Annotated in this window: 25 protein-coding genes and 3 pseudogenes; 12 read left to right on the top strand and 16 right to left on the bottom strand. The window is 68.3% G+C overall.

The genetic code is table 11. The features are described from left to right. Window positions 1–9 precede the first annotated feature (9 nt). On the top strand, window positions 10–906 hold the full coding sequence (locus FRANEAN1_RS13960; protein ID WP_020460444.1) for an MBL fold metallo-hydrolase: 897 nt from the start codon (window positions 10–12) through the stop codon (window positions 904–906). Between the two features lie 10 nt (window positions 907–916). Then, the gene (locus FRANEAN1_RS13955; protein WP_020460443.1) at window positions 917–1,357 is read left to right on the top strand and encodes a helix-turn-helix domain-containing protein; all 441 of its coding nucleotides are present in this window, start codon (window positions 917–919) and stop codon (window positions 1,355–1,357) included. A gap of 119 nt (window positions 1,358–1,476) precedes the next feature. Here FRANEAN1_RS13955 and FRANEAN1_RS13950 read toward each other — a convergent pair whose 3' ends face one another. From FRANEAN1_RS13950 to FRANEAN1_RS13915, 8 genes are all read right to left on the bottom strand, one after another. Then, window positions 1,477–2,382, bottom strand: a complete 906-nt coding sequence (locus FRANEAN1_RS13950) for an NADP-dependent oxidoreductase (RefSeq protein ID WP_020460442.1) — start codon at window positions 2,380–2,382, stop codon at window positions 1,477–1,479. A gap of 188 nt (window positions 2,383–2,570) precedes the next feature. Then, window positions 2,571–3,548: an NADP-dependent oxidoreductase gene (locus tag FRANEAN1_RS13945; RefSeq protein ID WP_020460441.1), complete on the bottom strand. Its 978-nt coding sequence runs from the start codon at window positions 3,546–3,548 to the stop codon at window positions 2,571–2,573. Between the two features lie 150 nt (window positions 3,549–3,698). After that, window positions 3,699–5,285 (bottom strand): AMP-binding protein, encoded by a 1,587-nt coding sequence (locus tag FRANEAN1_RS13940; protein WP_020460440.1) that lies wholly within the window; start codon window positions 5,283–5,285, stop codon window positions 3,699–3,701. Between the two features lie 31 nt (window positions 5,286–5,316). Next, window positions 5,317–6,222: an alpha/beta hydrolase gene (locus FRANEAN1_RS13935; RefSeq protein WP_020460439.1), complete on the bottom strand. Its 906-nt coding sequence runs from the start codon at window positions 6,220–6,222 to the stop codon at window positions 5,317–5,319. A 2-nt stretch (window positions 6,223–6,224) separates the two neighbouring features. Then, window positions 6,225–6,689 carry an iron-sulfur cluster assembly protein gene (locus FRANEAN1_RS37070; RefSeq protein WP_020460438.1) on the bottom strand — a complete coding sequence of 155 codons (465 nt, stop codon included), beginning with the start codon at window positions 6,687–6,689 and terminating at the stop codon, window positions 6,225–6,227. Next, a complete protein-coding gene (locus FRANEAN1_RS13925; RefSeq protein ID WP_020460437.1) occupies window positions 6,686–7,762 on the bottom strand; it encodes an amidohydrolase family protein in 1,077 nt (358 codons plus the stop codon). Before FRANEAN1_RS13925 ends, FRANEAN1_RS37070 begins: the two co-directional genes overlap by 4 nt. Window positions 7,763–7,779: 17 nt before the next feature. After that, on the bottom strand, window positions 7,780–8,208 hold the full coding sequence (locus FRANEAN1_RS37065) for an SRPBCC family protein (protein WP_020460436.1): 429 nt from the start codon (window positions 8,206–8,208) through the stop codon (window positions 7,780–7,782). A 132-nt stretch (window positions 8,209–8,340) separates the two neighbouring features. Beyond that, on the bottom strand, window positions 8,341–9,255 hold the full coding sequence (locus FRANEAN1_RS13915; RefSeq protein WP_020460435.1) for an NAD-dependent epimerase/dehydratase family protein: 915 nt from the start codon (window positions 9,253–9,255) through the stop codon (window positions 8,341–8,343). Window positions 9,256–9,350: 95 nt separating this feature from the next. On the opposite strand from FRANEAN1_RS13915, the gene FRANEAN1_RS13910 reads away from it, so the two are divergent. Continuing rightward, entirely contained in the window at window positions 9,351–10,295 is a 945-nt protein-coding gene (locus tag FRANEAN1_RS13910; protein WP_020460434.1) for a helix-turn-helix domain-containing protein, read from the top strand. A 261-nt stretch (window positions 10,296–10,556) separates the two neighbouring features. After that, window positions 10,557–10,851 (top strand): annotated as a pseudogene (locus FRANEAN1_RS38680) (DDE-type integrase/transposase/recombinase); the annotation flags it as partial. Between the two features lie 177 nt (window positions 10,852–11,028). Here FRANEAN1_RS38680 and FRANEAN1_RS13905 read toward each other — a convergent pair. The 3 genes and pseudogenes from FRANEAN1_RS13905 to FRANEAN1_RS13895 form a co-directional block, all read right to left on the bottom strand. Continuing rightward, window positions 11,029–11,643, bottom strand: a pseudogene (locus FRANEAN1_RS13905) (helix-turn-helix domain-containing protein); the annotation flags it as partial. Window positions 11,644–11,688: 45 nt separating this feature from the next. After that, window positions 11,689–13,332, bottom strand: a complete 1,644-nt coding sequence (locus FRANEAN1_RS13900) for an IS1634 family transposase (RefSeq protein ID WP_347176729.1) — start codon at window positions 13,330–13,332, stop codon at window positions 11,689–11,691. Window positions 13,333–13,371: 39 nt separating this feature from the next. Then, window positions 13,372–13,770: a DJ-1/PfpI family protein gene (locus tag FRANEAN1_RS13895; protein ID WP_020460432.1), complete on the bottom strand. Its 399-nt coding sequence runs from the start codon at window positions 13,768–13,770 to the stop codon at window positions 13,372–13,374. A 71-nt stretch (window positions 13,771–13,841) separates the two neighbouring features. On the opposite strand from FRANEAN1_RS13895, the gene FRANEAN1_RS13890 reads away from it, so the two are divergent. Next, entirely contained in the window at window positions 13,842–14,777 is a 936-nt protein-coding gene (locus tag FRANEAN1_RS13890; protein WP_198145504.1) for an LLM class flavin-dependent oxidoreductase, read from the top strand. A gap of 87 nt (window positions 14,778–14,864) precedes the next feature. Here the strand turns inward: FRANEAN1_RS13890 and FRANEAN1_RS40975 are convergent, their stop codons facing one another. Next, on the bottom strand, window positions 14,865–15,017 hold the full coding sequence (locus FRANEAN1_RS40975; RefSeq protein ID WP_347177131.1) for an iron chelate uptake ABC transporter family permease subunit: 153 nt from the start codon (window positions 15,015–15,017) through the stop codon (window positions 14,865–14,867). 164 nt (window positions 15,018–15,181) lie between these two features. On the opposite strand from FRANEAN1_RS40975, the gene FRANEAN1_RS13885 reads away from it, so the two are divergent. Then, the gene (locus FRANEAN1_RS13885) at window positions 15,182–15,892 is read left to right on the top strand and encodes an IS6 family transposase (protein ID WP_041255847.1); all 711 of its coding nucleotides are present in this window, start codon (window positions 15,182–15,184) and stop codon (window positions 15,890–15,892) included. 65 nt (window positions 15,893–15,957) lie between these two features. Here FRANEAN1_RS13885 and FRANEAN1_RS13880 read toward each other — a convergent pair. From FRANEAN1_RS13880 to FRANEAN1_RS37060, 4 genes and pseudogenes are all read right to left on the bottom strand, one after another. Continuing rightward, window positions 15,958–16,449: pseudogene (locus FRANEAN1_RS13880) on the bottom strand (IS6 family transposase); the annotation flags it as partial. A 7-nt stretch (window positions 16,450–16,456) separates the two neighbouring features. After that, on the bottom strand, window positions 16,457–16,966 hold the full coding sequence (locus tag FRANEAN1_RS13875) for a hypothetical protein (RefSeq protein WP_020460428.1): 510 nt from the start codon (window positions 16,964–16,966) through the stop codon (window positions 16,457–16,459). Between the two features lie 319 nt (window positions 16,967–17,285). Then, window positions 17,286–17,663, bottom strand: coding sequence for a hypothetical protein (locus FRANEAN1_RS13870; RefSeq protein WP_020460427.1), 378 nt, complete (start codon window positions 17,661–17,663; stop codon window positions 17,286–17,288). Beyond that, complete coding sequence (locus FRANEAN1_RS37060) at window positions 17,660–18,034, bottom strand: hypothetical protein (RefSeq protein ID WP_020460426.1); 375 nt, start codon at window positions 18,032–18,034, stop codon at window positions 17,660–17,662. The genes FRANEAN1_RS13870 and FRANEAN1_RS37060 overlap by 4 nt, the downstream gene beginning before the upstream one ends. 712 nt (window positions 18,035–18,746) lie before the next feature. Between FRANEAN1_RS37060 and FRANEAN1_RS13860 the strand changes: the two genes are divergently transcribed. The 6 genes from FRANEAN1_RS13860 to FRANEAN1_RS37055 all read left to right on the top strand — a co-directional run bounded on the left by FRANEAN1_RS13860 (window position 18,747) and on the right by FRANEAN1_RS37055 (window position 24,128). Then, window positions 18,747–19,703 (top strand): methyltransferase domain-containing protein, encoded by a 957-nt coding sequence (locus FRANEAN1_RS13860; RefSeq protein ID WP_157472632.1) that lies wholly within the window; start codon window positions 18,747–18,749, stop codon window positions 19,701–19,703. 385 nt (window positions 19,704–20,088) lie between these two features. Beyond that, complete coding sequence (locus tag FRANEAN1_RS13855) at window positions 20,089–20,919, top strand: SAM-dependent methyltransferase (protein WP_347177130.1); 831 nt, start codon at window positions 20,089–20,091, stop codon at window positions 20,917–20,919. After that, the gene (locus tag FRANEAN1_RS13850) at window positions 20,916–22,139 is read left to right on the top strand and encodes a hypothetical protein (RefSeq protein ID WP_020460423.1); all 1,224 of its coding nucleotides are present in this window, start codon (window positions 20,916–20,918) and stop codon (window positions 22,137–22,139) included. Before FRANEAN1_RS13855 ends, FRANEAN1_RS13850 begins: the two co-directional genes overlap by 4 nt. A 422-nt stretch (window positions 22,140–22,561) precedes the next feature. Beyond that, window positions 22,562–23,245 carry an ATP-binding protein gene (locus tag FRANEAN1_RS13845; protein ID WP_049795652.1) on the top strand — a complete coding sequence of 228 codons (684 nt, stop codon included), beginning with the start codon at window positions 22,562–22,564 and terminating at the stop codon, window positions 23,243–23,245. 17 nt (window positions 23,246–23,262) lie between these two features. Beyond that, window positions 23,263–23,619 carry a hypothetical protein gene (locus tag FRANEAN1_RS13840; protein ID WP_020460421.1) on the top strand — a complete coding sequence of 119 codons (357 nt, stop codon included), beginning with the start codon at window positions 23,263–23,265 and terminating at the stop codon, window positions 23,617–23,619. A 122-nt stretch (window positions 23,620–23,741) separates the two neighbouring features. Next, window positions 23,742–24,128, top strand: a complete 387-nt coding sequence (locus FRANEAN1_RS37055) for a hypothetical protein (protein ID WP_157472631.1) — start codon at window positions 23,742–23,744, stop codon at window positions 24,126–24,128. Window positions 24,129–24,159 lie beyond the last annotated feature (31 nt).

The raw sequence follows: 24,159 nt of genomic DNA, 5'->3' as shown, positions 1-24,159 counted from the left end.
GAAAACACCATGGTCCAACCCGCTGCCCGTGCGCAGATCAGCGTCGGCGACATGACCATCACCTACCTGCCCGACGGGCACGGATGGCTCAACCCCACCGTCTTCTTCCCCGCCAGCGCACCAGACGGCTGGGCCACACACGCCGAGTTCCTCAATGCTCAGGGCTGGTTCCCGGTCAGCATCGGCTCCTTCCTGATCCGGGCCGCCGACCGGGTCATCCTGGTCGACCTCGGCTTGGGCACGGTCGACTTCGGCATCCCGGGAACGGCCACCTTCAAAGGAGGCAGCCTGCCGGACGCCCTGGCCGCCGAGGGCCTGAGCCCAGCCGACATCGACACCGTCGTCTACACCCACCTGCACCACGACCATGTGGGCTGGACCAGCAACGTTGCCCCCGCCCCCAACGCCGCGGAGGGCCAGATCGTCACCGGCCTGACCTTCGCCGGCGCCCGGCATCTGGTTAGCGAACCCGAGTGGCGGCACTGGTCGGGCACCGCCGAACTCGTCGGCCCCGACCCGGCCGCCGTGCAACAGCCACTAGCCGACGCGATCGCGTTCATCGCCGACAACGAGGAGATCGCCCCCGGCGTGCGCATCCTGGCCACTCCCGGGCATACTCCCGGGCACAGCAGCCTGCTGGTCACCGACCCGACCGGCAGGGACACCCGGCGCGTAATCATCCTGGGCGATGTCATGCACTGCCAGGTCCAGGTCATGGAGAGCCACTGGAGTTTCGCCTTTGACGTCGACCCGGAGAGGGGTGTCGCCACCCGCGAACAGCTGCTGAAGGAACTCGAGAACGAAAACACCGTCCTCGCCGGCGGCCATTTCGCCAGCACTGTCTTCGGCCGGGTCCTCCCCCGAGCCGCCAAGCGCGCCTGGGCCAGCGGACTCTCCCTCAGTTAGCCTGCACACCATGCGTGGCCCATCCACTCGTCGACCCCGGCCGGGGACCCCCGGCCGGGTCCTCGCCTGGCTGCCCGACGGCAGACCTGCCGACGTCTACAGCGCCCCCTGCCCGTCACGGCAGGTCCTGGACCGCATCGCCGACAAATGGACCGCTCTCATCATCGGCTCACTGTCCACCGGCACCAAGCGCTACAGCGAACTGCGAATAGCGATCGAGGGAATCAGCGAGAAGATGCTCACCCAGACCCTGCGCAGCCTCGAACGCGACGGCCTGGTCACGCGTACCACGCATCCGACCATCCCCCCCAAGGTCGAGTACAGCCTCACCCCGCTGGGGACCACCCTGACAGCCCCGCTGGCAGCCATCCGCGACTGGGCCGAACAGCACATCAACGAAGTCAACGACGCCCGCATGCACAACGACCAGCAGACCCGGCACACGGGCTGACCCCCGGCGACTGGTCCGGGCGGTACTTCCCGTCCGAAGTACGGTTTGACCGGAATGCAGTTTGATCTGCTACTTCTGATCTACAGGGGATTCGGACGAAGGTTCTGATCAGAAGAGGATCAGAGGATTATGGCGATCTTCCCGTTCAGGTGGCCCTGCTTATAGCGAGCATGGGCGTCCTGGATGGCGTGCAGGCCGAAGGTGGAGTCCACTCGTAGCTTCAGCGCACCGGCGTCGACGAGCCTGGTCAGCTCGGCCAGCCCGGCCCCGTCTTCGCGGACCTGATTCACGATGGTTTGAACGCCCCGGTACGTCAGGTCTGGCGCAGGTCCGGCCTGGGTGGCGATCGAGGCGTACCGCCCGCCGTCGGCGATCGCCTTCGTCGCGAGGGCCCCGTACGTGTCGAAGACTGCGTCGTAGCCGCGGCCGCCGAAAGCTTTCGGATTCGTGGCGACGAATTCGGCGCCGTATCGTTCGGCGAGGACTGTGTGCTCGGTGCGCGAAACCAAAGCGTCCACCCGTGCGCCCCGCGCACGAGCGATTTGCACAGCCAGGCCGCCAACCGCTCCGGTCGCCCCGGTGACCAGCAGAAGTTTCCCAGCAGATATCTCGAGCCAGTTCAGCGTCTGCAACGCGATCAGCCCGGGCAATGGCAGCGTGGCCGCCTCGACAAGGCTGACGGCCCTCGGCGCGGGCGCAAGTGAGCACACCGGCAGCGCCACCAGATCAGCCCAGGTCCCCCGGCCGGTGTCGAGCTGGTGTGACATCGCGATGACCCTCGCCCCCGCATGCAGACCGCTCGCGCCACCGTCCACCACGATGCCAGCCAGGTCCCAGCCGAGCGTCATCGGCAGCGCCGGTGTCCCTTCGCCGATCACGCCTCCGCGTGTCTTATCATCGACCGGGTTGATGCTGGTCGCGATGGTACGGACCAGCGCCTCGTCCGATCTCGGCTCGACATCGACGGTGTCGACGATCCGCAGAACCTCAGGTCCACCGAAACGATCAATCCGGATAGCGCGCATCGAATCCTTTCAGCGTTTGAAAAGCGCCGAACGCGACCGACGGTTCCACCTGACGGGGCGGCGATCAAGTGGATGCGTAACAAGGGCCGGCGAGGCGGGATTCAACCCGGAGTGCAGGCCCATCGTGTGTTCTCTTGATCACGCCGGGCCCGCGACGCGGCGAATGGTGCCGATGATTGCCCGGTTGGTCAGCGATTGACGGTGAGCACGATCTTACCGGTAGTGTGGCCGCTCTCGCCGATCTCGTGCGCCTTCGCGGCCTGCTCCAGGGGGAGTACGGTTTCGATTTTGGCGCGCAAACGCCCAGCACGTACGAGATCGGCGATGGCCAGTAGGCCGGCGTAATCCGGCTCGACAAGGGTGAAGCCGGCGCGGACGCCGAGTTCGGCGGCCTGCGGGACGAGGCCGTCCTCTGCGGGAGATGCCAGCGACACGAGAACGCCGCCGCTGCGCAGCACCTTCAACGAACGCGGCCCGTAGTCGCCGCCGATGCAGTCGAAGACGACGTCGATGTCCTGGAGTACCTCGGCGAAGTCGGTCGTACGGTAGTCGATGAGTTCGTCCGCGCCGAGGCCGCGCAGAAAGGCATGCTTGCCCTCGCTGGCGGTCCCGATCACATAGCCGCCACGCGCCTTGGCGATCTGGACGGCAACGTGGCCGAGACCGCCCCCGGCGCCGTGAATGAGCACGCGCTGCCCGGGTTGCAGGCCCGCCGTCTCGGTGAGGCCCTGCCACGCGGTCAGCGCGACCAGCGGCAGCGCGGCGGCCTCTACGTGATCGATCTGCGCCGGCTTGCGGGCGAACTGGCGGGCCGGGGCGGTGACGTACTCGGCGTAGGCGCCGACCTGCAGCGGGAATAGAGGCATACCGAACACCTCGTCGCCGGGCTGGTACAGGGTCACGCCGAGTCCCACCGCCTCGACGACGCCGGAGACGTCGTGGCCCAGGATCGGCGGGTCGCTCCACAGCCCCAGCCCACCAGCCGCCCGGGACTTCCAGTCCGTCGCATTCAGTCCAGCGGCGTGCACGCGGACGAGGATCTCGGTGGGCCTGGGCTCCGGTCGATCGACTTCGATCTCGGTCAGCACTTCGGGGCCGCCCCAACGCACCGGGCTGATGGCTCTCATCCGGACAGCTCCTGTCTCGGCGGGCGGGGTCTGGCTCATTCGTTGCCCTTCGCTTTCGGTACTTTTCTGGTCGGTACTTCGCTGTCGACGAAGCCACACCGGGGCGTGGGTGTCGTAGTTACTTCCTTTTCATCCAGAGTCTCGCAAGGCCGTTGCGAGACTCTGGATGAAAAGTCGCCTGGGCTGCGGTTAGCTGACGTTTCGGGCGGACCCGGTCCAGTGTGCTGCTCGTAGCGCCTTCTTGTCGGGCTTTCCCAGCGGGCTGAGCGGGATGGTATCGACGAAGTCGACTGATTTCGGCGCGGCGGCGGGCCCCTTGCGTTCCTTGACGAGCCGCACCAGGTCCTCCGCGCGCACGGATGCACCCGGGCAGCGGACGACGACGGCCTTCACCGCCTCACCCCAGATCGGGTCCGGTACGCCGATGACCGCGGCCGCGGAGACTTCCGGGTGGGTGGCGAGAACGTCCTCCACTTCCCGCGGAAATATGTTGAACCCACCGGTAACGATCATGTCTTTTTTCCGGTCGACGATAGTGAGGAAACCATCGTGATCGGCGGTTGCGATGTCTCCGGTGTGCAGCCAACCGTGCCGGAACGCCTCGGCAGTCTGGTCTGGTTGGTTGTGATAGCGGGCCATGACGAGCGGCCCCCGGACGCAGATCTCACCGGGTTCGCCGGTATCCACCTCGCGGCCGTCGTCGTCGAGCAGGGCGACATCGAGCCAGGGCACCGGCTGCCCGCAGGACGCGAGCCGGTCCGGATGGTGCTGTTTCTTCCGTAGGACGGTCACCGTCATGGGGCATTCCGCCTGGCCGTAGAACTGGAAGAAGATCGGGCCCAACGTCTCCATGGCTTCGGCGAGCCGGCTGGGTGACATAGCGGATGCACCGTAGAACAGCGTCTCGAGACTGCTGAGATCCGCCGTTCGGAGGCGGTGGTGGTCGAGCAGGCGGTAGATCATTGTGGGCACGAGGAATGTCGCCGTGATCCGGTAGCGCTTGATCAAGACGAGGAACTGATCGGGATCAAAGGACGAGGTGACCACCAGCGACCCACCGCGCAGCACGGTGGGCAGGAAGAGGGCCGACGAAGCGTGACTGAGCGGGGTTACGCACAGTGTCCGCAATTCGCGTGGCCAATCCCACTCGGCCATCTGAATGTCGGTCATGGTCGCGATGCCCTGGTGCGTCGTGACCACTCCCTTGGGACGACCCGTGGTACCGCCGGTATAGACGATCCAGGACGGATCTGACAGCCGCACGTTCGGGGCGGACAGGTGGCGCGCGCCGAACTGTGCCGCCCTGGTGGCGATGTCCTCGGCGTCATTGGTGGGTGCGAGCGCGATGAGCCGCTTCAGGGATGGGGCCCGCTCGCCGAGCTGCGCGGCCCGATCGCCGAAAGCGACCGGGTCGAAGAGCAGCGTCTCGACGCCCGCATCCGCAAGGATGAACGCCTGATCTTCAAGCGAACCGAGCGGATGTAGCGGCGTCCATACCACTCCCGCCACCAGCGCGGCGCCCATCGAGATGAGCACCTCGGGCCGGTTGGGCGACAGAATCGCCACCCCGCTGCCCACGGTGATTCCCCAGTCCTGCCAGGCCTGGACGTAGCGGCTGATCTCATCAGCGAACTGTCCGGCGGTCAGGACATCATCGCCCATGTACAGCACGGGTCGGGACCGATCGCGCGTCAGGGACCTGACGAGCAGGTCGGCCTGCGTTGCGGGCCGGTGGAGCGAACCAGGGTGCGCGGCCGGCTCAACGGTACCGGGCATGGTGAGCGTTCCTTCCGGATGAAACCACCGGTTACTCCAGCAACTCGAGCAGGCCACACGTGAGCCGAACCAACGTCGGGACGGCCTGCGAACCGGGAAAGTGATGCAGAAACCCGTCGATCCGAGCACTGGACACCGGCACACCTTCCGCCGCCAGGCGCCGCGCATACAGCTCACCCTCGTCACGCACCGGGTCATATTCGACGGTGAGGACGACGGCCGGCGGAAGCCCATCGAGACGCGGCTCGTGCAGGGGAGACAGCAGCGGATCGACGCGGCTCACACCAGGCGCGTACTGCTCGTAGGCCCAAATGAGCTGTTGCCGGGTCAGCACGTAACCTTCCCCGTACTCCCGCGCCGAGACGCTTCCGACCGTGGCGTCGACCAACGGCGTTACCAGCACCTGGAAGGCCAGCCGGGGCGCCCCCCGCTTCCGGGCGAGAAGCGTGACGGCCGTGGCCAGGTTTCCGCCGCTGCTCTCACCGCCGACGCCAAGCCGGTTCGGATCTCCGCCGAGGCTGTCCGCGTTGTCCGCGGCCCACCGGATGGCGGCGTAGGCATCCTCCAGCGGTGCCGGGAACTGTGCTTCCGGCGACAGCCGCTGGTCCACCGCGAGCACGATGCAGCCGGTCCCGTTCGCGAAGGATCGGCGAATCGCGTCGAACATGTCGAGCGATCCCCGGATGAAGGAGCCCCCATGCAGCCAGACGACCACCGGGCGCGGACCCTCGTGCGCGGGAACGTAGCAGCGCAGCCTGAGTTCCTGGCCATCGCCGCCCGGGATGATGAACTCGTCAACCTTCGTGATCGGCTCCGGTTCCGAAGTTCTGACCAGGTCCTCGCCCGCGCGCCGAAATTCGGCGAGAGCCATTTCGTAGGGTTGCGGAATGTCGCGGACCGCCTCGAGAAATCGAAGGGCGGCGGGGTCGAGCGCCATGTTCACAACCTCCGCTTCGTGGCGTCGACCACTCGACGTTCCCACTCCCGCGGTCGCACCGGAACTTCCTGCTGGGAACGGGCTCGTCGCAGTTCGAGGGTGACGCGCCCCTCGCCGGAGATCTGCGCCTCGGTCCAGTCCGAGCGCGGATCGATGCGCACCGATACCGCGGCCACGCCCGGGACAGCCCGCACCTCCCGCTCGACGCCCTGCATGATCGAAGCGACCAGGGTGCACATAGGTGAAGTGGTGCGAACCGCGATGTCCACTTGGCCGGCGCCGCCGACCTCGACCGAAGTCACCAGGCCCATGTCAACGATGTTCATCGGCGCGCCGACGCGCACGCTGCACGGGTCGAACACCGAGCGCAGTGCTGTGTCGACGGCCCGGCCGAGCTCATCGGCTTGGTCGAGCGCCTTGGCATTGCTGATATTGGCATTGTCGAACGCGCTGCCCGGCGCGTTCATGCCGCGGCCTCGAGCGCGGCCTTCCAGTTGGAGTAGGGTGCCTGAATCCCCGTTCGGGCCTTTTCCCTGGCGAACTCGTCATCGGCTATCCGCGCCTTCGCGGCCTCGATGTCGATCCCGAGTATGCGGGCGTAGTTGCCACCAAGAATCAACGCCCGGTCCTCGGCGGTAAGTTGCGGGATTCCCCAGGCGGCGAGGGTCTCCTCGCTGAAGGAGAACTCGCTGAGGGCCCTGATGATCGGCTGCGAGTGAAAGACCATGCTGCCGTCAGAGTAGATCAGCTTACTGGGGCCACCCCAGAAGATCAACTTTGCCAGCGTCTGCTCGAACACCCCCGGACTCTTGGTGAGGAGGACGGACGTGACCTCGAGGTTAGCGTAGACGTTCGGGTAGCGGGCGATCGCGAGTGCCGCCTCCTCGGCGAACGCCAGTCCGGCGTGGACGATCTCGAACGAGAGATCGGGAAAGGCGTCCGCGGCGTTGTCGATGTCATCGAGGTGGAACGGGTTCATCGGCACTGGGCCGAGCGGCGACGCCTTGTGGACGGCAACCGTCCTGAGACCGCGTTCCTGGGCGCGGGCGAACAGCGGGAAGGCGAGCTTTGGATCATCCATACGCCAGCTGCGGATGGGTTCGACCTGCGCGGGGTAGAGCTTCAGGCCCACCGCTTCGGGCATCTCGTCGAGCTGCTCGTCGAGCTCCCGCAGACAGGTCTCGAGTCCGAGGGTCGGGTCGACGCCCACGTAGCCGACGAACCGGTGCGGCCACCGCCGCACGGCTTCGACGGTCTTGTGTCGCGCGCACAGACCGTCCTTGAAATACGAGTCGAGTCGGAGCGTATGCGTGGCCGCCATGTCCACGTCGGACTCGAGAAACAACGTTCTGGCCAGCGTCTCGATCGACCAGTCCGTGCGCTGCTCGAACTCGCCGAGACCGATGCCCGGCTGCCAGTCCCGGTGTAGCATGACGAGCGCGTCCCGTAAACCGTGGGCATACCGGTTTGGCTGGGTGTTTTCGTCGGTAAGGTCGTAGGCGTGCGCGACCGCGTTGAAGACGAATGCGTCGTTGATCATTCCCTGTTTCCTTTCACTCAGGCGCCGAAGCGGCCCTGCAGTATTTCAATACCCTCGACGTAGATACCGCGCACGGACGCTTCGGCCACGGCGTCATCGACGCCCGGCGCCGGATCGAACCGGCTGGACCAGCTCAGCGTGCACCTTTTCGCGTCGATCGGCGTCAGCTTCATCGTCGCCAGGTAACCCTGGATGGGAAACGGACCGGGGACCGGCATCGAGTAACTGGTCCGCAGGTTCAGCTCGTCAAGCTCTTCTAGCTTCTCCACCACGATTTCGTCATCGAGGACGACCGTGCGCAGCATGCCGATACCCTCACCCGTCGGCCCGACCTGCACACCCCGCGACTCGCCCAGCACCTCGATGAATTCGACGAACTCGCATAGGAGACCCCAGACCGTTTCCGCGGGCGCACCCAACTCGCCCTGCTCTCTTACCTCGATCATTTCTCCTCCTGGTGTCAACCTGTGCTGGCGCCCGGCGTGGGCCGCCGGACTCTCCGGTCGTTTCGGACCGGAAGTCCCGCTGGTCCGGCGGTTACCGCCAGACCAACGGGACAAGTCGATGCCGTGGCGGGATCAGACAGCTGCCGCGGTTCTGTCGAGAATTTCCTCTAGTAAGCTCGGCTTCAGGCCGAGGACATCCTGGGTCAACGACGAGTCCATGACGAACGGTCGCTGAAGCTGGTATTGCATCTCGGGTATCTCCCCTACGGTCGGGGAGAACAGGCCAGCGAGTCTGAGCATGGAGCCGGGCATCCGGCGGAGCTTGGCAGGGGGCGCTCCGGTGTGCTCTGCGAGAGCGACCGCGAGCTGACGCGAGGAAAGCGGCGGGTTGCTCGGAACGTGCCATGCCCGCCCCCACGCCTGGTCGTTCTCGCCTGCCGCGACGAGAGCGCGAGCAGCATCCTGGGTATCCGTCCAGGTATGCGGTGCGTCCAGGTCGGCCGGAAAGAGCGCGGCCTTACCGGCCAGGACCTTCGGCGCGACCATGATCGTGAAAACCGACATCGCGCCAGTGCCGATGAAGTCACTCGCGCGGACCTCGGTAACCCGCACGCGGCCCGCGCGATGCGCGGCAATCGCTTCGTCCCACGCCTGCCGGCGGACGCGGCCCTTCACGGTGTTCGGCACCAGCGGCCGGTCCTCGAACATCGGGCCGTCGACGGGCCCGTACGCATAGAGATTCCCGAGCATCACGTAACCGACCCCGGTCCGCTCGGCTGCATTGAGCAGCGACCGGGCAAGGGGCATGAACTCGGTCGCCCATCGGTGATAGGCGGGGACCGCGCAGTTGAACAGGATGCTTGCACCCTTGGTCAGCTCGACCAGCCGCGGCGTGTCGTTGGCGTCGGCCTTGATCAACTCAATGCGTGGATGCTCGGGCCCGCTGCCCCGGCGGGTCACCAACCGGACGTCGTGCCCCGACTCGGCGAGTAGTTCCGCGGTGGCCACTCCGGTGCCGCCGGCACCGACCACGACACTAAGCGACATGACTCTCCTCCATGTGCAAGCGAATGAGCTCACTATGGGCGTCGCTCCGCAGTTAGAGTACTGGCCAGAATGACAAACCTCCGGAGGATCTGGCCATGCATCGAGTCGTGGTCGTCGCCGTCCCCCCGGTGGGGACCTTCGAACTGTCTCTGCCGGACCTGATGTTCGGTGGTACCAGAGTGGATGGGTGCCCCGCGTATGACGTGCTGACCTGCACGGCCGAGCCGGGAAGGGTCGCCAGCACCAGTGGCCTCGACGTTTTCGTGTCGCACGGCCTGGACGCTCTGGATGACGCGCAGACGATCATCGTCAGCGGCACCGGGGCGCGCGAGCACGCCGACCAACGCGTGCTCGCCGCGCTGCGGCGGTCGGCCAGCCGGGGCGCGCGGATTGCCTCGATCTGTACCGGGGCATTCGTCCTCGCCCAGGCTGGCCTGCTGGACGGCCGTCACGCCACCACGCACTGGCAGTACGCCACCGAGCTCGCCGAGCGCTTCCCAGGGGTCACGCTGCAACCCGACGTGCTCTTCGTCGAGGACGGCGGCGTGGTCACGTCGGCCGGGCTCGCCGCGGGCATCGATCTTTGTCTACACCTCATCCGCACCGACTACGGGGCCTCGGTCGCCAACACCGTCGCGCGGCTGGCCATCGTCGCGCCCGTCCGCCCCGGCGGGCAGGCCCAGTTCATCACCTCCCCGATGCCGACGAAGAGCGGAACATCGCTATCCGACACCAGGGTTTGGGCGCTGAGCCGACTGCACGAGCCACTGACCCTCACCGACCTCGCGGCCCACGCCCACACCAGCATCCGCACGCTCACCCGTCGATTCCGCGCCGAGACCGGACTCAGCCCGCTGCAATGGCTGCTGCAGCAGCGGGTCGAACGCGCCCGGGAACTACTCGAGTCGACCGACCTCCCGATGGGGCAGGTCGCCTACCGCAGCGGCATCGGTACCGTGGACTCGCTCCGCCAGCTCGTGGTCAGAAACACCGGTCTGACGCCCACTGCCTACCGAGCGTCCTTCACTCGGTCGCCGTGACCTGGCGGTGCGTGCCGAGCGCCCGCCAGGGGCGACCGCCGCGCCCGTGCGCGCTAGATCACGCAGGAGCCATCCGGGCCGTCCGCACCACCACGATTCCCAGCGGGGAATGCGCCGGCCTCATGCCGTCGACAGAACCATCCATCGCTCCATGCGCACAGCGCGCGGGCTGGTCTGCACGGCCCGCAGCCGTGCTCGTGACGGGCCATCTCGCGGGACCGGTCGAGCAACACACAGGCCGAACTCGACCGCGTCGCCCGGGTCGAGGTCGCCACCGGCAAAGCTGCTGCCTATCCCAGGGTCCTGGATGAGCTGCTGCCGGAGGTCTGCCACATCGATGCCCGGCGGGAGACAACTGGATCGAGTTCGACCTCGGCCGGCTCACAACCCCACTCCGGCCGATGCGTGGCCTGAAACGTCTCCGTCCGTCCAGATCGTCAGTGCCGGTCACGCCTTGGTTCAGAACATCCGCCGCCGTCATTGCGAACTTGGCGTCGACGTAGACCCACGGCTGCGGCTGTTAGCTGCCTTCACCGAGCTCGCCCGCGCCGTCTGATCACGAGATCGACGGGATCTGGCGCGCCCCGGCCCCTCGGAATGCAGCAGTCCCCTCCGTGTCAGGCTGCGGCCCGACGGGCTCGTCGTCGAGGACGACGGCATCGCCGCCTCTGCCGGGCTCGCCGCTCGCCGACGACCTTGTGGTGGTCCGCTCGCCGGTGTGGGCGCGCAGATGGAACGTGCGCCGGTAGGCGCTGGGCGAAACGCCGATCGCGTTCCGCAGATGACCGCGCAGCGAGGCCGCGGTACCGAAGCCCGTGGCGTCGGCTATCTGATCGATGGAAAGATCGGTCGACTCCAACAGGCGCCGGGCGTAGTCGATGCGCTGCCGGGTGAGCCACTGGTTCGGGCTTGTGCCCGTCTCGTCGCGAAACCGCCGGGTGAAGGTCCGAATGCTCATCGAGGCGTGCCGGGCCATGCTGGCCAGCGTCAGGCCGGCGTCCAGCCGCCGCAGCGCCCATTCGCGGGTGGCGGCGGTGGATGCGTCCCCGCTGTCGGGCACGGGTGCCTCGATGAACTGGGCCTGGCCGCCCTCCCGCCAGGGAGCAACGATGCAGGCCCGCGCGACGGCGTTGGCGACCTCGCTGCCCTGATCCAGACGGATGAGGTGCAGGCACAGGTCGACGCCGGACGCCGCCCCGGCCGAGGTGAGCACGTCACCGTCGTCGACGAACAGCACATCGGAGTCGAGGCGGACGGCCGGGAACTCGCGGGAGAACGTCGCGGCGTGGTTCCAGTGGGTCGCCGCCGGCCGACCGTCCAGCAGCCCGGTCATCGCGACTAGCCCTGTCTTCCGCACATGGGATTTCGATGGGTTGACCGGCCCGGTTTCCGATCAAGGTGGCCGGGTGGGATCGACGCCGAGAATGTCGAGGAGGTGCTGGTGCAGCGCCGATGGGCGGGGGATGTAGGCAGGCTGGTCGCCGCGGGCGGGCACGAGGCGCAGCCTGCTCAGTGCGCCGAGGACCAGTGCTCCGGTGGGGCGGGCGGGACGACCGGCGTAGATGCCGGGGATCTTCCCGTCAGGGCCGGTACCGAGCCGGGCTTGGCGTTCGACCAGGCAGAAGACGAGCAGGGCCAGGCAGATCACGTGGATGAGGGCGTGGATCCGCTGGTTGGAGTGCAGGAACATCGGGGCGACCGCGAGCGGGCCCTTGAACGCGCCGTAGCGACGTTCAACGACTTCCTGCCCTTTGTAGCGGGCGAGGACCTCAGCCGGGCCGACGTCGTCAGGCAGGTTGGTCAGCAGCGCGTACCAGCCGTCGGTGGCAGCCTCGGCGTCGAGCGCGGCGGAGTCGAAGTTCCAGGCCAGGGCCGGTTTCCCGGTGTCCGGGTCGACGCTGGTGGTGGCGTGGAGGTAGCGGGTGACGCGGTGTTTCGTCGCCAGGAGGGTCAGGCGGGCCTGCACCGCGGCCTCGGTGCGGTAGAGGTGGTGGCTGCCCGCGGCGCGGGTGAGGGTGTCGAGGTCGGTGCGGGCGCGGCCGAGTTTCAGCGCGCGGGCGGCTTTCGCGGCCTGGTCGTTCGCCGACGACCAGACGAACACCGTGCGCACGGTGACCGGCGGGTCTTTCTTCCGGGGTCCCCGCAGGGTGGTGACGCCTTCCCGGACACGGTAGGCCGCCCGCTGGTGGAAGGGTTTGTCCTGGTCACGGGCCGCGACATAGCCGACGAGTGTGGCGGTGGCCCAGTCCTGGGCGGCCAGGACCTGGCCGGGCACGACGGTTTTCGGTGCCGGGGCGAGGAACGTGACCCCGGGCGTGGACGTCAACGCGGTCAGATTCGCGTAGGAGACGAGTTTGCTGTCGCCGACCAGCAGGAACTGTCGGGGGCCGGCGAGCCCGGCCAGGGCCCGCATCGCGCCGGTGACCTGACAGACCTCACCGGCGCCGCCGTCGTAGGCGCGGTGCAGCAGCGGGATCCCGCCGTCACCGGTGACCGCGAGCCCGGTCTGGACCTGTTTGAGGTCGGGGCGGCGGTCCTTCGGGTGGCCGTACTTCGGGGTCGCGTAGTCGCCGTCGATCTCGGGATAGGCGCCGTGCAGCGAGATCGATGTCATGTCCCAGTGGACACGGGACAGGTCGAGGTCGAACGCGGCGATCGCCGCGGCACCGACCGAACCGACCACGGCCTCGCAGACCGGGGCGAGCGCGTCAAGCGCCCGACCGACCCGGTCGTCGTTCAACACGTCCGGCGCGATACCGAACATCTCTTCGACCGCCCAGTCCCGTGCCCACCGTTCGACGTGCAGCAGCGGGGTCGGCGAGGTCAGCCGGTTCGCGACCAGTGCGGCGATCACGTCGCCGTGGGTGGCCCGGTTGACCTTGTCACGCATCGGGGCGAGTCGATCGATCGTGCCCGCGACATCGAGGCGGGCCAGGTAGTCACGCACGACAGGGAGCGCGCCGAGCGGCTTCTCGACGCTCGGCGGCCCGTAGTCCATCGCGACCGTCACAGCCAGGAACAGTCCCAGGCCCGTCACTACCGATCGCGGCCATCCCGACGTGATCCGAACAAGACATCACGTAGCTGTCTCACCGCACGCACGTGCGGAAGACAGGACTAGCTGCGCGCCAGTGCAGATGGACATGATCCTCGCACCTTGCCGCCGGCGCCGCAGCGCCTCGATCACGACGTCGACCTGGCGCGGGTCCAGCTCGTCGACTTCCACCGCTGGTACGACGATCGTGTCGGCCGATCCGAGTGCGCTGAGATCCATGCCCGGACTGATCATAAAGTCGGAGTTGGTGCGCACGTGGCCCCCGTCCACTGACGCGGTGACCACCTCGTAGAGCGGCTGCCCGGCCTTGTCCCGGGCTGCTCCGAACAGGCGGGCCGGGATCGAGAACTCGAAGGGGATGACACCGTCCAACGCGATCACGACGACACGGTGGCGCCTACGGGTCGACTGGCAGGCCATGGCTCGAATCTTTCACATGTTGGCTTTCAGGCCGTGGTCGTCAGCAGGGTCGTGGGCCGACCATGGACGGCATGCAGATCGGATTGGGATTCTTCGTGTCCTCCGTCCCGGACACCGTCGCCCTGATCGAGCGGGCGGAGCGTGCAGGCATACCGGCGGTGTGGGCCGTCATGCCGGTGACCGGTTACGACACGCCCACCCTGTTCGCAGCCGCCCTGGCCCGAACCGAACGCATCATCGTCGGCACCTCGATCGTGCCGGTGCTCACGCGTCACCCGGTCGCCCTACTCAGCCAGGCCGCGACCCTCGAGGCTCTCGCACCAGGCCGCCTGCGCCTGGGCGTCGGGACCGGCAACCTGGTTGTGACGGCGGCTGCCCTCGGCGCGCCGGTGTCCCATCCCCTGGCGCGCGTGCGGGAGTATGTCGACATCCTGCGCGCCGGGCTACGAGACGGAAAGGTGCACCACGACGGCACCTTTTACACCATCGACGCCGAACTCCCGGCCTCGTCGGTGACCCCGGTCGTGCTGGCCGCGCTGGGGCCCCGGGCCTTCGCGACCGCCGGAGCCGTGGCCGACGCCGCGATGTCCTGGCACTGCCCGCCGGCCTACCTCGACAACGTCGCCCGGCCCGCCCTAGCCCGAGGCGCTGCGTCCGCCGGCCGTGCTATTCCGCCCATCGTGCAGCAGGTGGCCGTCGCCGTCACCGAGAACCGTGCGCAGGCCCTGGAATGGGCCCGTCCACACCTCGTCCCGTTCGTGAATTCGCCGGTGTACGCGACGATGTTCGCCGAGGCCGGATATCCACAACCCGGTGACGGCATCGTGACCGACGAGCTGCTCGATGCGCTGATCATCTCCGGCTCACCGGAATCGATCATCGAGGAGCTCGCGCACCGAGCCGAGGTGGACGAGGTGTTCGCCACCCACATACCCGGACCGGACGCCGACGCCGAGATCGACGTCGTCCTGCGCATCCTCGCCACTGCCGCCTCCCGATCGGCCTGAGCGGGCCGACGAGACATCCCGACGATCACGGCGGCGGGAGCACGACCCGGGACCACCCGAACGCCGGTCGGGGCAGGGCCAGGGCAGTCATGTCCGGACCTTCGTGGGTGCTGGGACCTTCCCGGCCCTGATGAATAGCCGTGCGATGTGTGGGGCGACCAGCCCGACGAAGCCGATCACTCCGGGGAAACCGGCGATGATCGCGGTGAGCGTCACCGCCAACAGGCTGCCGACCAGCATGATCCGGTGGAGGACGTGCACATCCAGGCCGCGCGGGTCGTCACCGGCGAACGCGATCGAGTTGAGATGGGACTACCACCCGGACGGATGGCTGGCGCTCCGTGGGCTCTGTTGCATCGGCAGAGCCCGTTGTCCCGCAGCTCCCGACCGGTCATGATCGAATGATGCGTCGACGTCGTGTCCGTCCACCGGTTCCGACGTCGGAGTTCGCCGGGTTCCGCTTCCCTCCCGAGGTGATCGTCCTGGCGGTGCGGTGGTACCTGCGCTACGCCTTGTCCTACCGGGATGTGGAGGAGCTGCTTGCCGAACGCGGCCTCGAGGTTGATCACGTCACGGTCTACCGGTGGGTGCGCCGGTTCACCCCGCTGCTGATCGACGCGGCCCGGCCATGCTGGCACACACCGGGTGATCGTTGGTTCGTCGACGAAACGTATGTGAAGGTCGCCGGACGATGGACCTATCTGTACCGGACCGTCGACCAGTTCGGCCAGGTCATCGATGTGCTGGCCTCCGAGAAGCGGGATCTCGCCGCGGCCCGCCGGTTCTTTACCCGCGCCCTGTCCCACGGCCGGCGGCCCGTCGAGGTGACCACCGACCGGGCCGCCTCCTACCCACGAGTCCTCGACGAACAGCTCCCCGCCGCTCATCACGTCGACGACCAGTACGCGAACAATCCGATCGAGGCCGACCACGGCCGGTTCAAGGCACGACTACGGCCGATGCGCGGCCTGAAAGGCCTCCTCTCCGCACAGATCATCGGCTCCGGGCACGCGTTCGTGCAGAACATCCGCCGCGGCCACTACGAACTGGGCGTCGATGCCGACCTCCGGAACCGGCTGACGGCTGCCTTCACCGAGCTCACCCTGGCCATCTGACCGCCCGCCCGAGACCGCTCCACCACGCCCCGCCTCCGCCCAATGCAACTGTGCCCGTACTGGTCGTCGACGTGATGAGCGGCGGGGAGCTGTTCGTCGAGGACTCGTGGGTAGGAGGCGGCCCGGTCGGTGGTCACCTCGACGGGCCGCCGGCCGTGGGACAGGGCGCGGGTAAAGAACCGGCGGGCCGCGGCGAGATCCCGCTTCTCGGAGGCCAGCACATCGATGACCTGGCCGAACTGGTCGACGGTCCGGTACAGATAGGTCCATCGTCCGGCGACCTTCACATACGTTTCGTCGACGAACCAACGATCACCCGGTGTGTGCCAGCATGGCCGGGCCGCGTCGATCAGCAGCGGGGTGAACCGGCGCACCCACCGGTAGACCGTGACGTGATCAACCTCGAGGCCGCGTTCGGCAAGCAGCTCCTCCACATCCCGGTAGGACAAGGCGTAGCGCAGGTACCACCGCACCGCCAGGACGATCACCTCGGGAGGGAAGCGGAACCCGGCGAACTCCGACGTCGGAACCGGTGGACGGACACGACGTCGACGCATCATTCGATCATGACCGGTCGGGAGCCGAGATGGCGGACTTCGCCAACGCAACAGTGCCGTCCGACGTGTCGAGACCGTCTGCGGTGACAACCCATTCGGCGTCCGCCGGGTAACCGAAGTCGTTGATATAGAGGTTTCGTTGAAAATCAGAGAAGGCGATGAGGAGGTTGATGTCGCCGGCGCCAACTTGGTCAATAAGGCTGCCGTTCGGCGTCTTCAGCCCTAGCTTCACCGCTCGCACTGACGCATTAAACTGGCCGGGTTCTATTCTCTTGGTCCGCACCCAGAAAATGATGATGTCCCGATATGCTTCCTCGGTCAGCTCCGCGAGAGGCAGCCACTGTACTCCTAAATCGTCTACACGCGGACAGTCAGCGTATACCCGCACCTCATGCCCTCGGGCGGCGAGGCCGCGAGCGGACAAGACCATACCCGTCTCATTCCCACCCAGACCTTTCGTGGTCAGGTCAGACGGCTGTACGAAAAAGTATCCCGGATGCACGATGTCGATCTTCATGAGGCTCCCGAACTGGAATATTTACGGCGAACATAGGAAGCTTCCCTTTACCGCCGATAGAAATTTGATGGAGGTTTACATGAGCAGAATGCATCCCAGTAGCGTCAGCTACCATGGCTCCCGGCTGGCGCCGAGCTGGATCTCGCTGGACGTGGGAGCGCGGCCGGGGCATGCCCGTCCTGCCTGTACTGACGTCCTCGCTCGGCAACCGACCGGCTGCTCTCGGACCCCGTCAGAGCCGGGCCGTCATACCAGTTCCAGCGGATAGTCCGGCGAGCGCCCGGCTTCCAGCTCCAGCGTGAGCGCCGCCGGCCCGCTTCTACGCGTGGTCTCCCTCGCCGGGTTCATGGTGGAGCGCCCTGGCCCAGTCTTCGGCGTCGAGAGCGGTTGCGGCGCGGATCAGCATCCAGGCGAGAGCCTGAGCTTCTCCAGAAGTGACGTATTCGTAGCCGCTGCGGGTGGGGGCGCGGTCACCAAAGTCGACGCTGATGACCGCCGGGTGGACGGCGAACGCCGTCACGTACTGCTCGACCCGCACCCGCAGCGGGCCGCTCACCGCGGGCCGCAGCCCAGGTATCTCCGGGATGTCGATCTCCGCGATCTCCGCGATGTGGTGGTCGCCGGGGCCGGCGGGTTCGGGACGAAGGTGGCCGGCGGGGAGCTGGCACCAGGCGGGGCAGGAGTCGCTGGCGGTCATCGGATGACCCGCTGACGCTTCCGGAGGCCGCGGCCACGGGCGGAGGACGCCGGGGTGGGAGGGGTGTGCCAGACGAGGCGGAGGTTCCATCCGGCGACGGCGAAGATCCTCACGGCGTCCTCGGCGTGGGAGCACGACGTGGAGAACGTTCCGCCACGCGCGACGACGAAGGCGTGGTCGCTGAACTGGAGTCCCCAGCCGAACACGGTGTCTTCCAACATGCCGACGTCCTGTTCGACGAGCGCGAACATTCGAGGCGCGTGTCCGGCGACGAACGTCTCCAGCACGCCGGGGGTGTCCTGGATGGCCCCCAGCCAGGCCAGATCGGCCAGGAGACCATCGTCGGGCTGGGTACGGGGATCAACGGTCATGCGGCCCGTTTCCTTTCCGGATAGCACTGGGAGGCGGCGCGCTCATGGGCTGCCCCGCCCTTCTGTGGCGGTTCGTACGCGAACCGAAACCGGGGCCGATAGGGGGTCCCGCCGGGCCCGCAGGCAGAGCAGCGGAGCGCCAGCGTGGCAGGGGCGCGGCCCGGCATTGCGGGCATCGGCGGTCCTTCCTGGCGGGAGAGATGGAACCGTCACACCATCGCCCGGACGGAGGCCAGGCGTCACTCCCTCGCCGACGAACAATCTGTTCGGGGCACGCTGCCCTTCTGACCTGCACAGATGCGCAGACGGCGGGCTCTCGCTTCGGCGGTGACTACCCATTCCCGGGGCCGACGCGGTGCCTGTTGACCCCGATCGTCACCCTCGTCGGCGGCGACGAACACCATCGACCGTCGGCACGTCACAACGGCCTGCGGAAGGCTGATCCTGCCGATTGATCCAGCGCGGTCCGCCACGTTCTAGACGACTCCTGGCACGAACAGCCGGATGGCTGCCGCAGCGGTCCGGCTGGCGTTACACCGACGGCTGGCACGGCGTGCTCGCCGACCGGTACGAGCGGCGGTGGGCATCCCGACAGACCCCATGCCGAACAAGCGGGGACGACACCAACCCGTCTTCGCAGCTCACAACAGTTGCAGCAGGGTGAACGAATCGTTCCCGCTTGCGGGAATGACGGCCCGGTCGAACGACAGTGATGATCGTTGTGAACGCTGCCCGCCGTCACAAGAGCGGGGCAGCACCACCGACCAGAAGAGTGATCGTGACGTCCCAGCATCCGACCGAGGCCGCACGCGCCGGCCGACCCCAGAGCCGGTCTGGCCGCTCCGCCAGCGAACACACCCATTCCGATCTGCTGATCGCGCAACGCCACGACAGACCCGATCCCCATCACCGACCGTCCGCGTTGGCGGCCTACGTGCTGGACGGCGCCACCGTGCGTCCCGGACAGGACCTGCTGGATCTGAGCCTGGGCGCGAGACTGACGTCCACGGCGCTCGCGGCCGTCGCACCGAGCGGCAGCGTCACGACACTGACCCCGACCCCTGCCGCGCTGAGCCAGATCCGGCCGACCCCGGAGAACGGCCAGACGTGGGGATCGGTATGGGATCTCACGGAACGGCCCCTGCCCCTGCCCGACGCCAGCTTCGACGCGGTCATCGGCTTCAGCGTCCTGGCGAATCTGCGCCATCCTCGCCGCATGCTGATCGACATCACGCGGGTCCTCAAACCGGGGGGCCGCCTGTCGGTCTGCGAGCTCCTGCTCGCCCAACGTCAGCCCATCGAGCTCGACGGGCTCAGCGCCCACGACCTCAGCCGTGTGGAAAAGGCCCTGGCCGCCGTTCGGCCAGCCGCGCACGTATTTACCCCAGATAAGGCAGTCGGGAACGCACATCTCGCCGGGCTCACCTCGGTCGAGCACACCGAGGAGACGGTCACCGCCCCGCTGGAGAATGTACGAGCCGCCGAAGCCGCGCTGCACGCCGCGGGCCCAGCCGGCGAGTCCACCTATCAGGTGATCGGCCGGACCCTGGGCGCCGCGTTCGCTCGTCGTTACTCCGAAGCGTGGCGTTCGACCGCCCGCCGACGCCCCATCCTCCTCAAAACATCCATCACCTACATCACCGCGGTCAAGCCGAACATCTCCAGCTGAACCCTCCGGTAACGCGGTCGCCACTCCCGCTTCCTGAGACCTCACTCCTCTCGCACCCCCGACGCCTCCCCGGTAGTGAAGCGATCACGCCCCCGAGGAAGTAGGCGCCGGTAACGAACGAAAAGACAGCCGTTCCCGTCGGTGTTTTCCCAGCTCAAGCGAGGTTTGGGTGGGTGAACGGCTTCTTCGTGGTGAGGGGGATGACCACCCGACACCGACTGGACGATGGTGTAACGGTTCCGGTTTGCCTACCGTCAGTGAGGGCCGTTCCTATGATGATGATCGTCTGGTCGACGCATCGTGACCACCCCGCGGGTACGAGACCCGGCTCGGTCGCCCGGTCGGGCCGGCCGCGTCAGCCCAGAAGCGGTGTCGTCACTGCGGCGTGCTGGTCACGGGGGCGGTCGTGAGCGGGGCGGACGGCGTCGCCGCGGTGGGGGCCGAGGGGCCGAACGTGGCGCGGGTCTACGACTTCTTCCTCGGCGGCGCGCACAACTTCCCGGCCGACCGGGAGGCGGCGGCGCAGGTCGAGGGGACGTGGCCGCAGATCCGTGACACCGCCCGGGTCAACCGGCTGTTCCTGGGTGAGGCGGTCCGGTACCTCGCCGGCGAGGTCGGTATCCGCCAGTTCCTCGACATCGGGTCGGGTATGCCGACGATGGGCAACGTCCACGAGGTCGCCCAGCAGCTGGCCCCGGACGCCCAGGTCGTCTATGTGGACAGCGACCCGGTCGCGGTCGCGCACAGCCAGATCCTGCTCGCACCCAACCCGCTGGCTACGGCGGTGGAGGCGGATCTGCTGCGGCCGGACGAGATCCTGGAGCATCCGGAGGTGTCCAGGTTGCTGGATCTCGGGCAGCCGGTCGCGCTGCTCCTGGTCGCGGTCCTGCACTTCTTCCCCGACGACACCGGCCCGCGGCACCCGGTCGCCCAGCTGCGGGACGCCCTACCCGCGGGCAGTCATCTGGTCGTGACCCACGCCACCGGCGACGGGCAGTCCCAGCAGGTCACGGAGGCGGCCGAGGTGTACCGGCGCACCACCGCGCCGTTCCAGCTGCGCAGCCGTACGGAGGTGCTGTCGTTCTTCGACGACTGCGCCCTGGTCGACCCCGGCCTGGTCCTGCTCCCGGGCTGGGAGCAGGACCGGCGGCGTGGCCGGTCGACGACCATGGAGGGTCGGCTGCCGGTCTACGCCGGCGTCGGTCGACTCCGGTGAGCCCGCGTTCGGCCTGCTCGACGTGCTGGCGAGACGGCGACGTCCGCGATCTGCTGTCCTACGCCGACGGGTGGATCACCGCCGCGACCGCCGAGCTGTGGCCGCACACCGAGGTGACATTCGGAACGGTGACCACCGCGGGCGGGGCGCTGTATCGCCAGGTCCGGGCCGGCGGCGGGGGGGCACTGTGCGCGACGGTCCGCCCAGCAGGCCGGGCGCTGTCGTGCCTCGTCCGCGGCGACCACGGCGATCTCACTACCGTGCTCGCCGACGGCGACGGCGACGGCGTCGCGGTGACCGCGATGGCCGGCCAGGCTGAGCAGCTCACGGCACTGGCGGGTTACACCCGCCTGCGGGTGGCGGCCCCGATCGCCTGTGCGAAGGGGGTGATGTTCACCCCCTGGGTCGCTGGTACCACCCTGGCCACCCGGCTCCGGGCCCGGCCGATGGAGTTCACCGGGGTGATGACGGCGCTGATGGACGACCTGAGCGACCTGTACCGCGATCCACCCGCGCACCTGTCCGAGGCCGCGGCGCCCGCCCACGCCGTGCCTCGGGTCGTCGCCGAAGCATTGAGCCATCCGGTGGACCACCTCCACGCCGGCGACACGACGGCAGGCGAGATCGGGGAGCTTCGGGCGCTCGCGGGCAGCCTGTCGGCGCGGCTCGGCCGGTTGGCCGCCCGGCTGGACCCGATGGTCCTCAGCCACAGCGGCATCGCGTTCGGGAACCTCACCCCGCGCGGCGTGCTGTACCCCGACAGGTCGCCGCGGGCGACGCTGGTGTCACCCGCGCTCGAACCCGGCGGGGACCTCGTGGACGCTGGAACACTGCTTGGCCATCTACACCTGCTGGTCGTCGGCTGCCAGCCGTCGGTCCGGGCGGAACTCGTCGAAGGCGTCGAGGCGTGGCTGTCCGGCCGGCTGGCCGCATGCCGGGACCAGTGGCGGGGCTGGCTGCACGTCGTCCTGACCGTCTGGGCGGCCACCGTCTACAACCAGATGCTCACCGAGCTGACACTACCGGCAGCCGCCCTCCGGCTCGACCCGGCCACGGCCGACCTGCCTGCCCGGCCGCTGTCGGCGCTGTCCGTCCTCGACGCGCTCACCCGAGAACTGCGCCGCCGCGGCGCCGGTGCGGCGCTGAACGCCACCCTCGGCGCCCTCGCCGACAGCCCGGCCAGCCAGCCAGCACAGCAGCTCGACCCCGCCGATCACTGATCTTTCACCCGTTCGCAGACCGAAGGTCCACGTCCATGGCTATCAGCCTGAGCCGGCCACCGGGCGGCCGATCACACCCCGCCCATCCTGCGCCGCCTGCCGCCGCGCCCACCTCTCCGCCCGGTCAGATCGTCGCTGTTCGCCGTCGATCCACCGACCCGTTGATCACTCCCGGTCGGAAGACGACCGCCCACCCACCCGAGCGTGCGGAGGAGTGCGGATGCGCGTGGCCGTGCCGCGTCGTGATGCTCGCCGAGAACAACCTCACGCTTGTGCACGACACCGCCCCGTCCGCCCCTGCCAGCGCCAGCCGCACAGTCGCAACACCACGGGCCTCGGCCAGCCGCATCTCGTCCCACCCGCCCGCGCCCCCTCGACGCCAGGGCGAGAACAGCCCAGATCTCCGCCCTCGGGAGAGACGCATGACCACCGCCGTGGCCACCACCCCCACCACCGCACCCGACCCGGCCGTTCACCTGCTACCGCATCGCGTCTGGCACTACCCGACCGGACCCCAGTCCGCCAGCGCCGCCCGCCGCGACGTCACCGGGCAACTCCACCAGTGGAACCTTGGCCATGTGATCGACACGATCACCCTGCTGACCTCCGAACTGGTCACCAACGCGCTCGCCGCAAGCATGCGCGGCGACGACGACCTGACGTCCCAGATCGCGATGCGCCTGACCTACAGCGACAACCATGTGATCGTCGAAGTCTGGGACGGAGGACCGGGCCACCCGACCCGCCGGGCCGCCGGCCCCGACGCCGAGGACAGCCGCGGCCTGCACCTGGTCACCGCCCTGACCCCGCGCACCGGCTACTACCAGGCCCGGGTCCGCACCCCCGACGGCAACTACCAGAAGAAGGGCAAGGTCGTCTGGGCCGCGCTGCCCCACAACACCCCACCCCCGCGGCACACCCCGACCGCCCCGACCGACGACCTGCCACGACGTGAACACTTCGCCACCCACGCCGCGACCCCGACCACCCCGGACGTCTTCGACCTCGACCTGCTGCACCGGGTCCGCGACGGCCTGCGCAACCTCGACACCCACCCAGTGCACACCGCACCCACCGGCTCCGACCGTCACGCCCCACCCAGCTGACACGAGAGGAGAACTCCATGCCTGACCCTGCTAGCCGCTCCTGCCCGTCGTGGTGCGAGCAGCCCGCCGGCCACCTCCACGTCGAACCCGCAGGCCCCGGCGACTACCACGTCTCCGAGTTCACCGTGATCGACCTGCCCGGCATCCCTGGGGTCCGTGACCAGACCGCGATCCAAGTCTCGATCGAGCAGTACGTGACGGCGACGACCACCTACCAGCCGATGATCTCCCTCGGCGCCGGCGCAGAAGACCCCGACAGCGAAGCCTTCACCCTCGACGAAGCCGACGCCCTCGCCGCGACCCTCACCCGCGCGGTCGCCGCCGCCCGCAAAGCCGAGACACACCGGCCTCCGAAGGGGGATAACCGCGCGTAACGCCCCTCACGGGTAGCCCTGACGGACCCGTGGGGCTCATCCGGAGGCCAGTCGCGGCCAGAACTGCGCGGACGCGCCGCGGGACGCGCCTTGTCGTGGTCGAGCCCTCAGCGGACTGCTCCGTGACGGCGGACCTGGCCTCCTCCGGCGACGCGTCCTCACGACCGCAGACCTCCAACGACGAAACGGCCCGCATGCCACCTCGCCACCACACCGTCCCGCCCGCGCTCCGCCCCATCGTTCTGTTCGCCAGAATGCGCGAAACGCTCCCGCCAACGCAGCTGGCTGGCCTGCTCGCGACCTTCGCCCCGCCGGCCGGCCCGACCGCCCCAGAGTGGATCGATCTGTGCTCGGCTCTGGACGCCTACGACCAGGCGGCACAGCTCGGCCTGAGCACCGAGGAGGCCCGCAAGGAGGTCGACACCGCCGCCATGATCTTCCACCTGCGCTACGACAGCGATGACCCCCAACCGGGCAGCGACCTCCCCGAGCACCAAGCAGCCCGATAGACGCCCTGCACACCGCGCCAACCACCACGAA

The sequence above is a fragment of the Parafrankia sp. EAN1pec genome (genome assembly GCF_000018005.1).
Taxonomy (GTDB): Bacteria; Actinomycetota; Actinomycetes; order Frankiales; family Frankiaceae; genus Parafrankia; species Parafrankia soli.
This window is presented reverse-complemented; position numbering and strand designations above follow the sequence as displayed.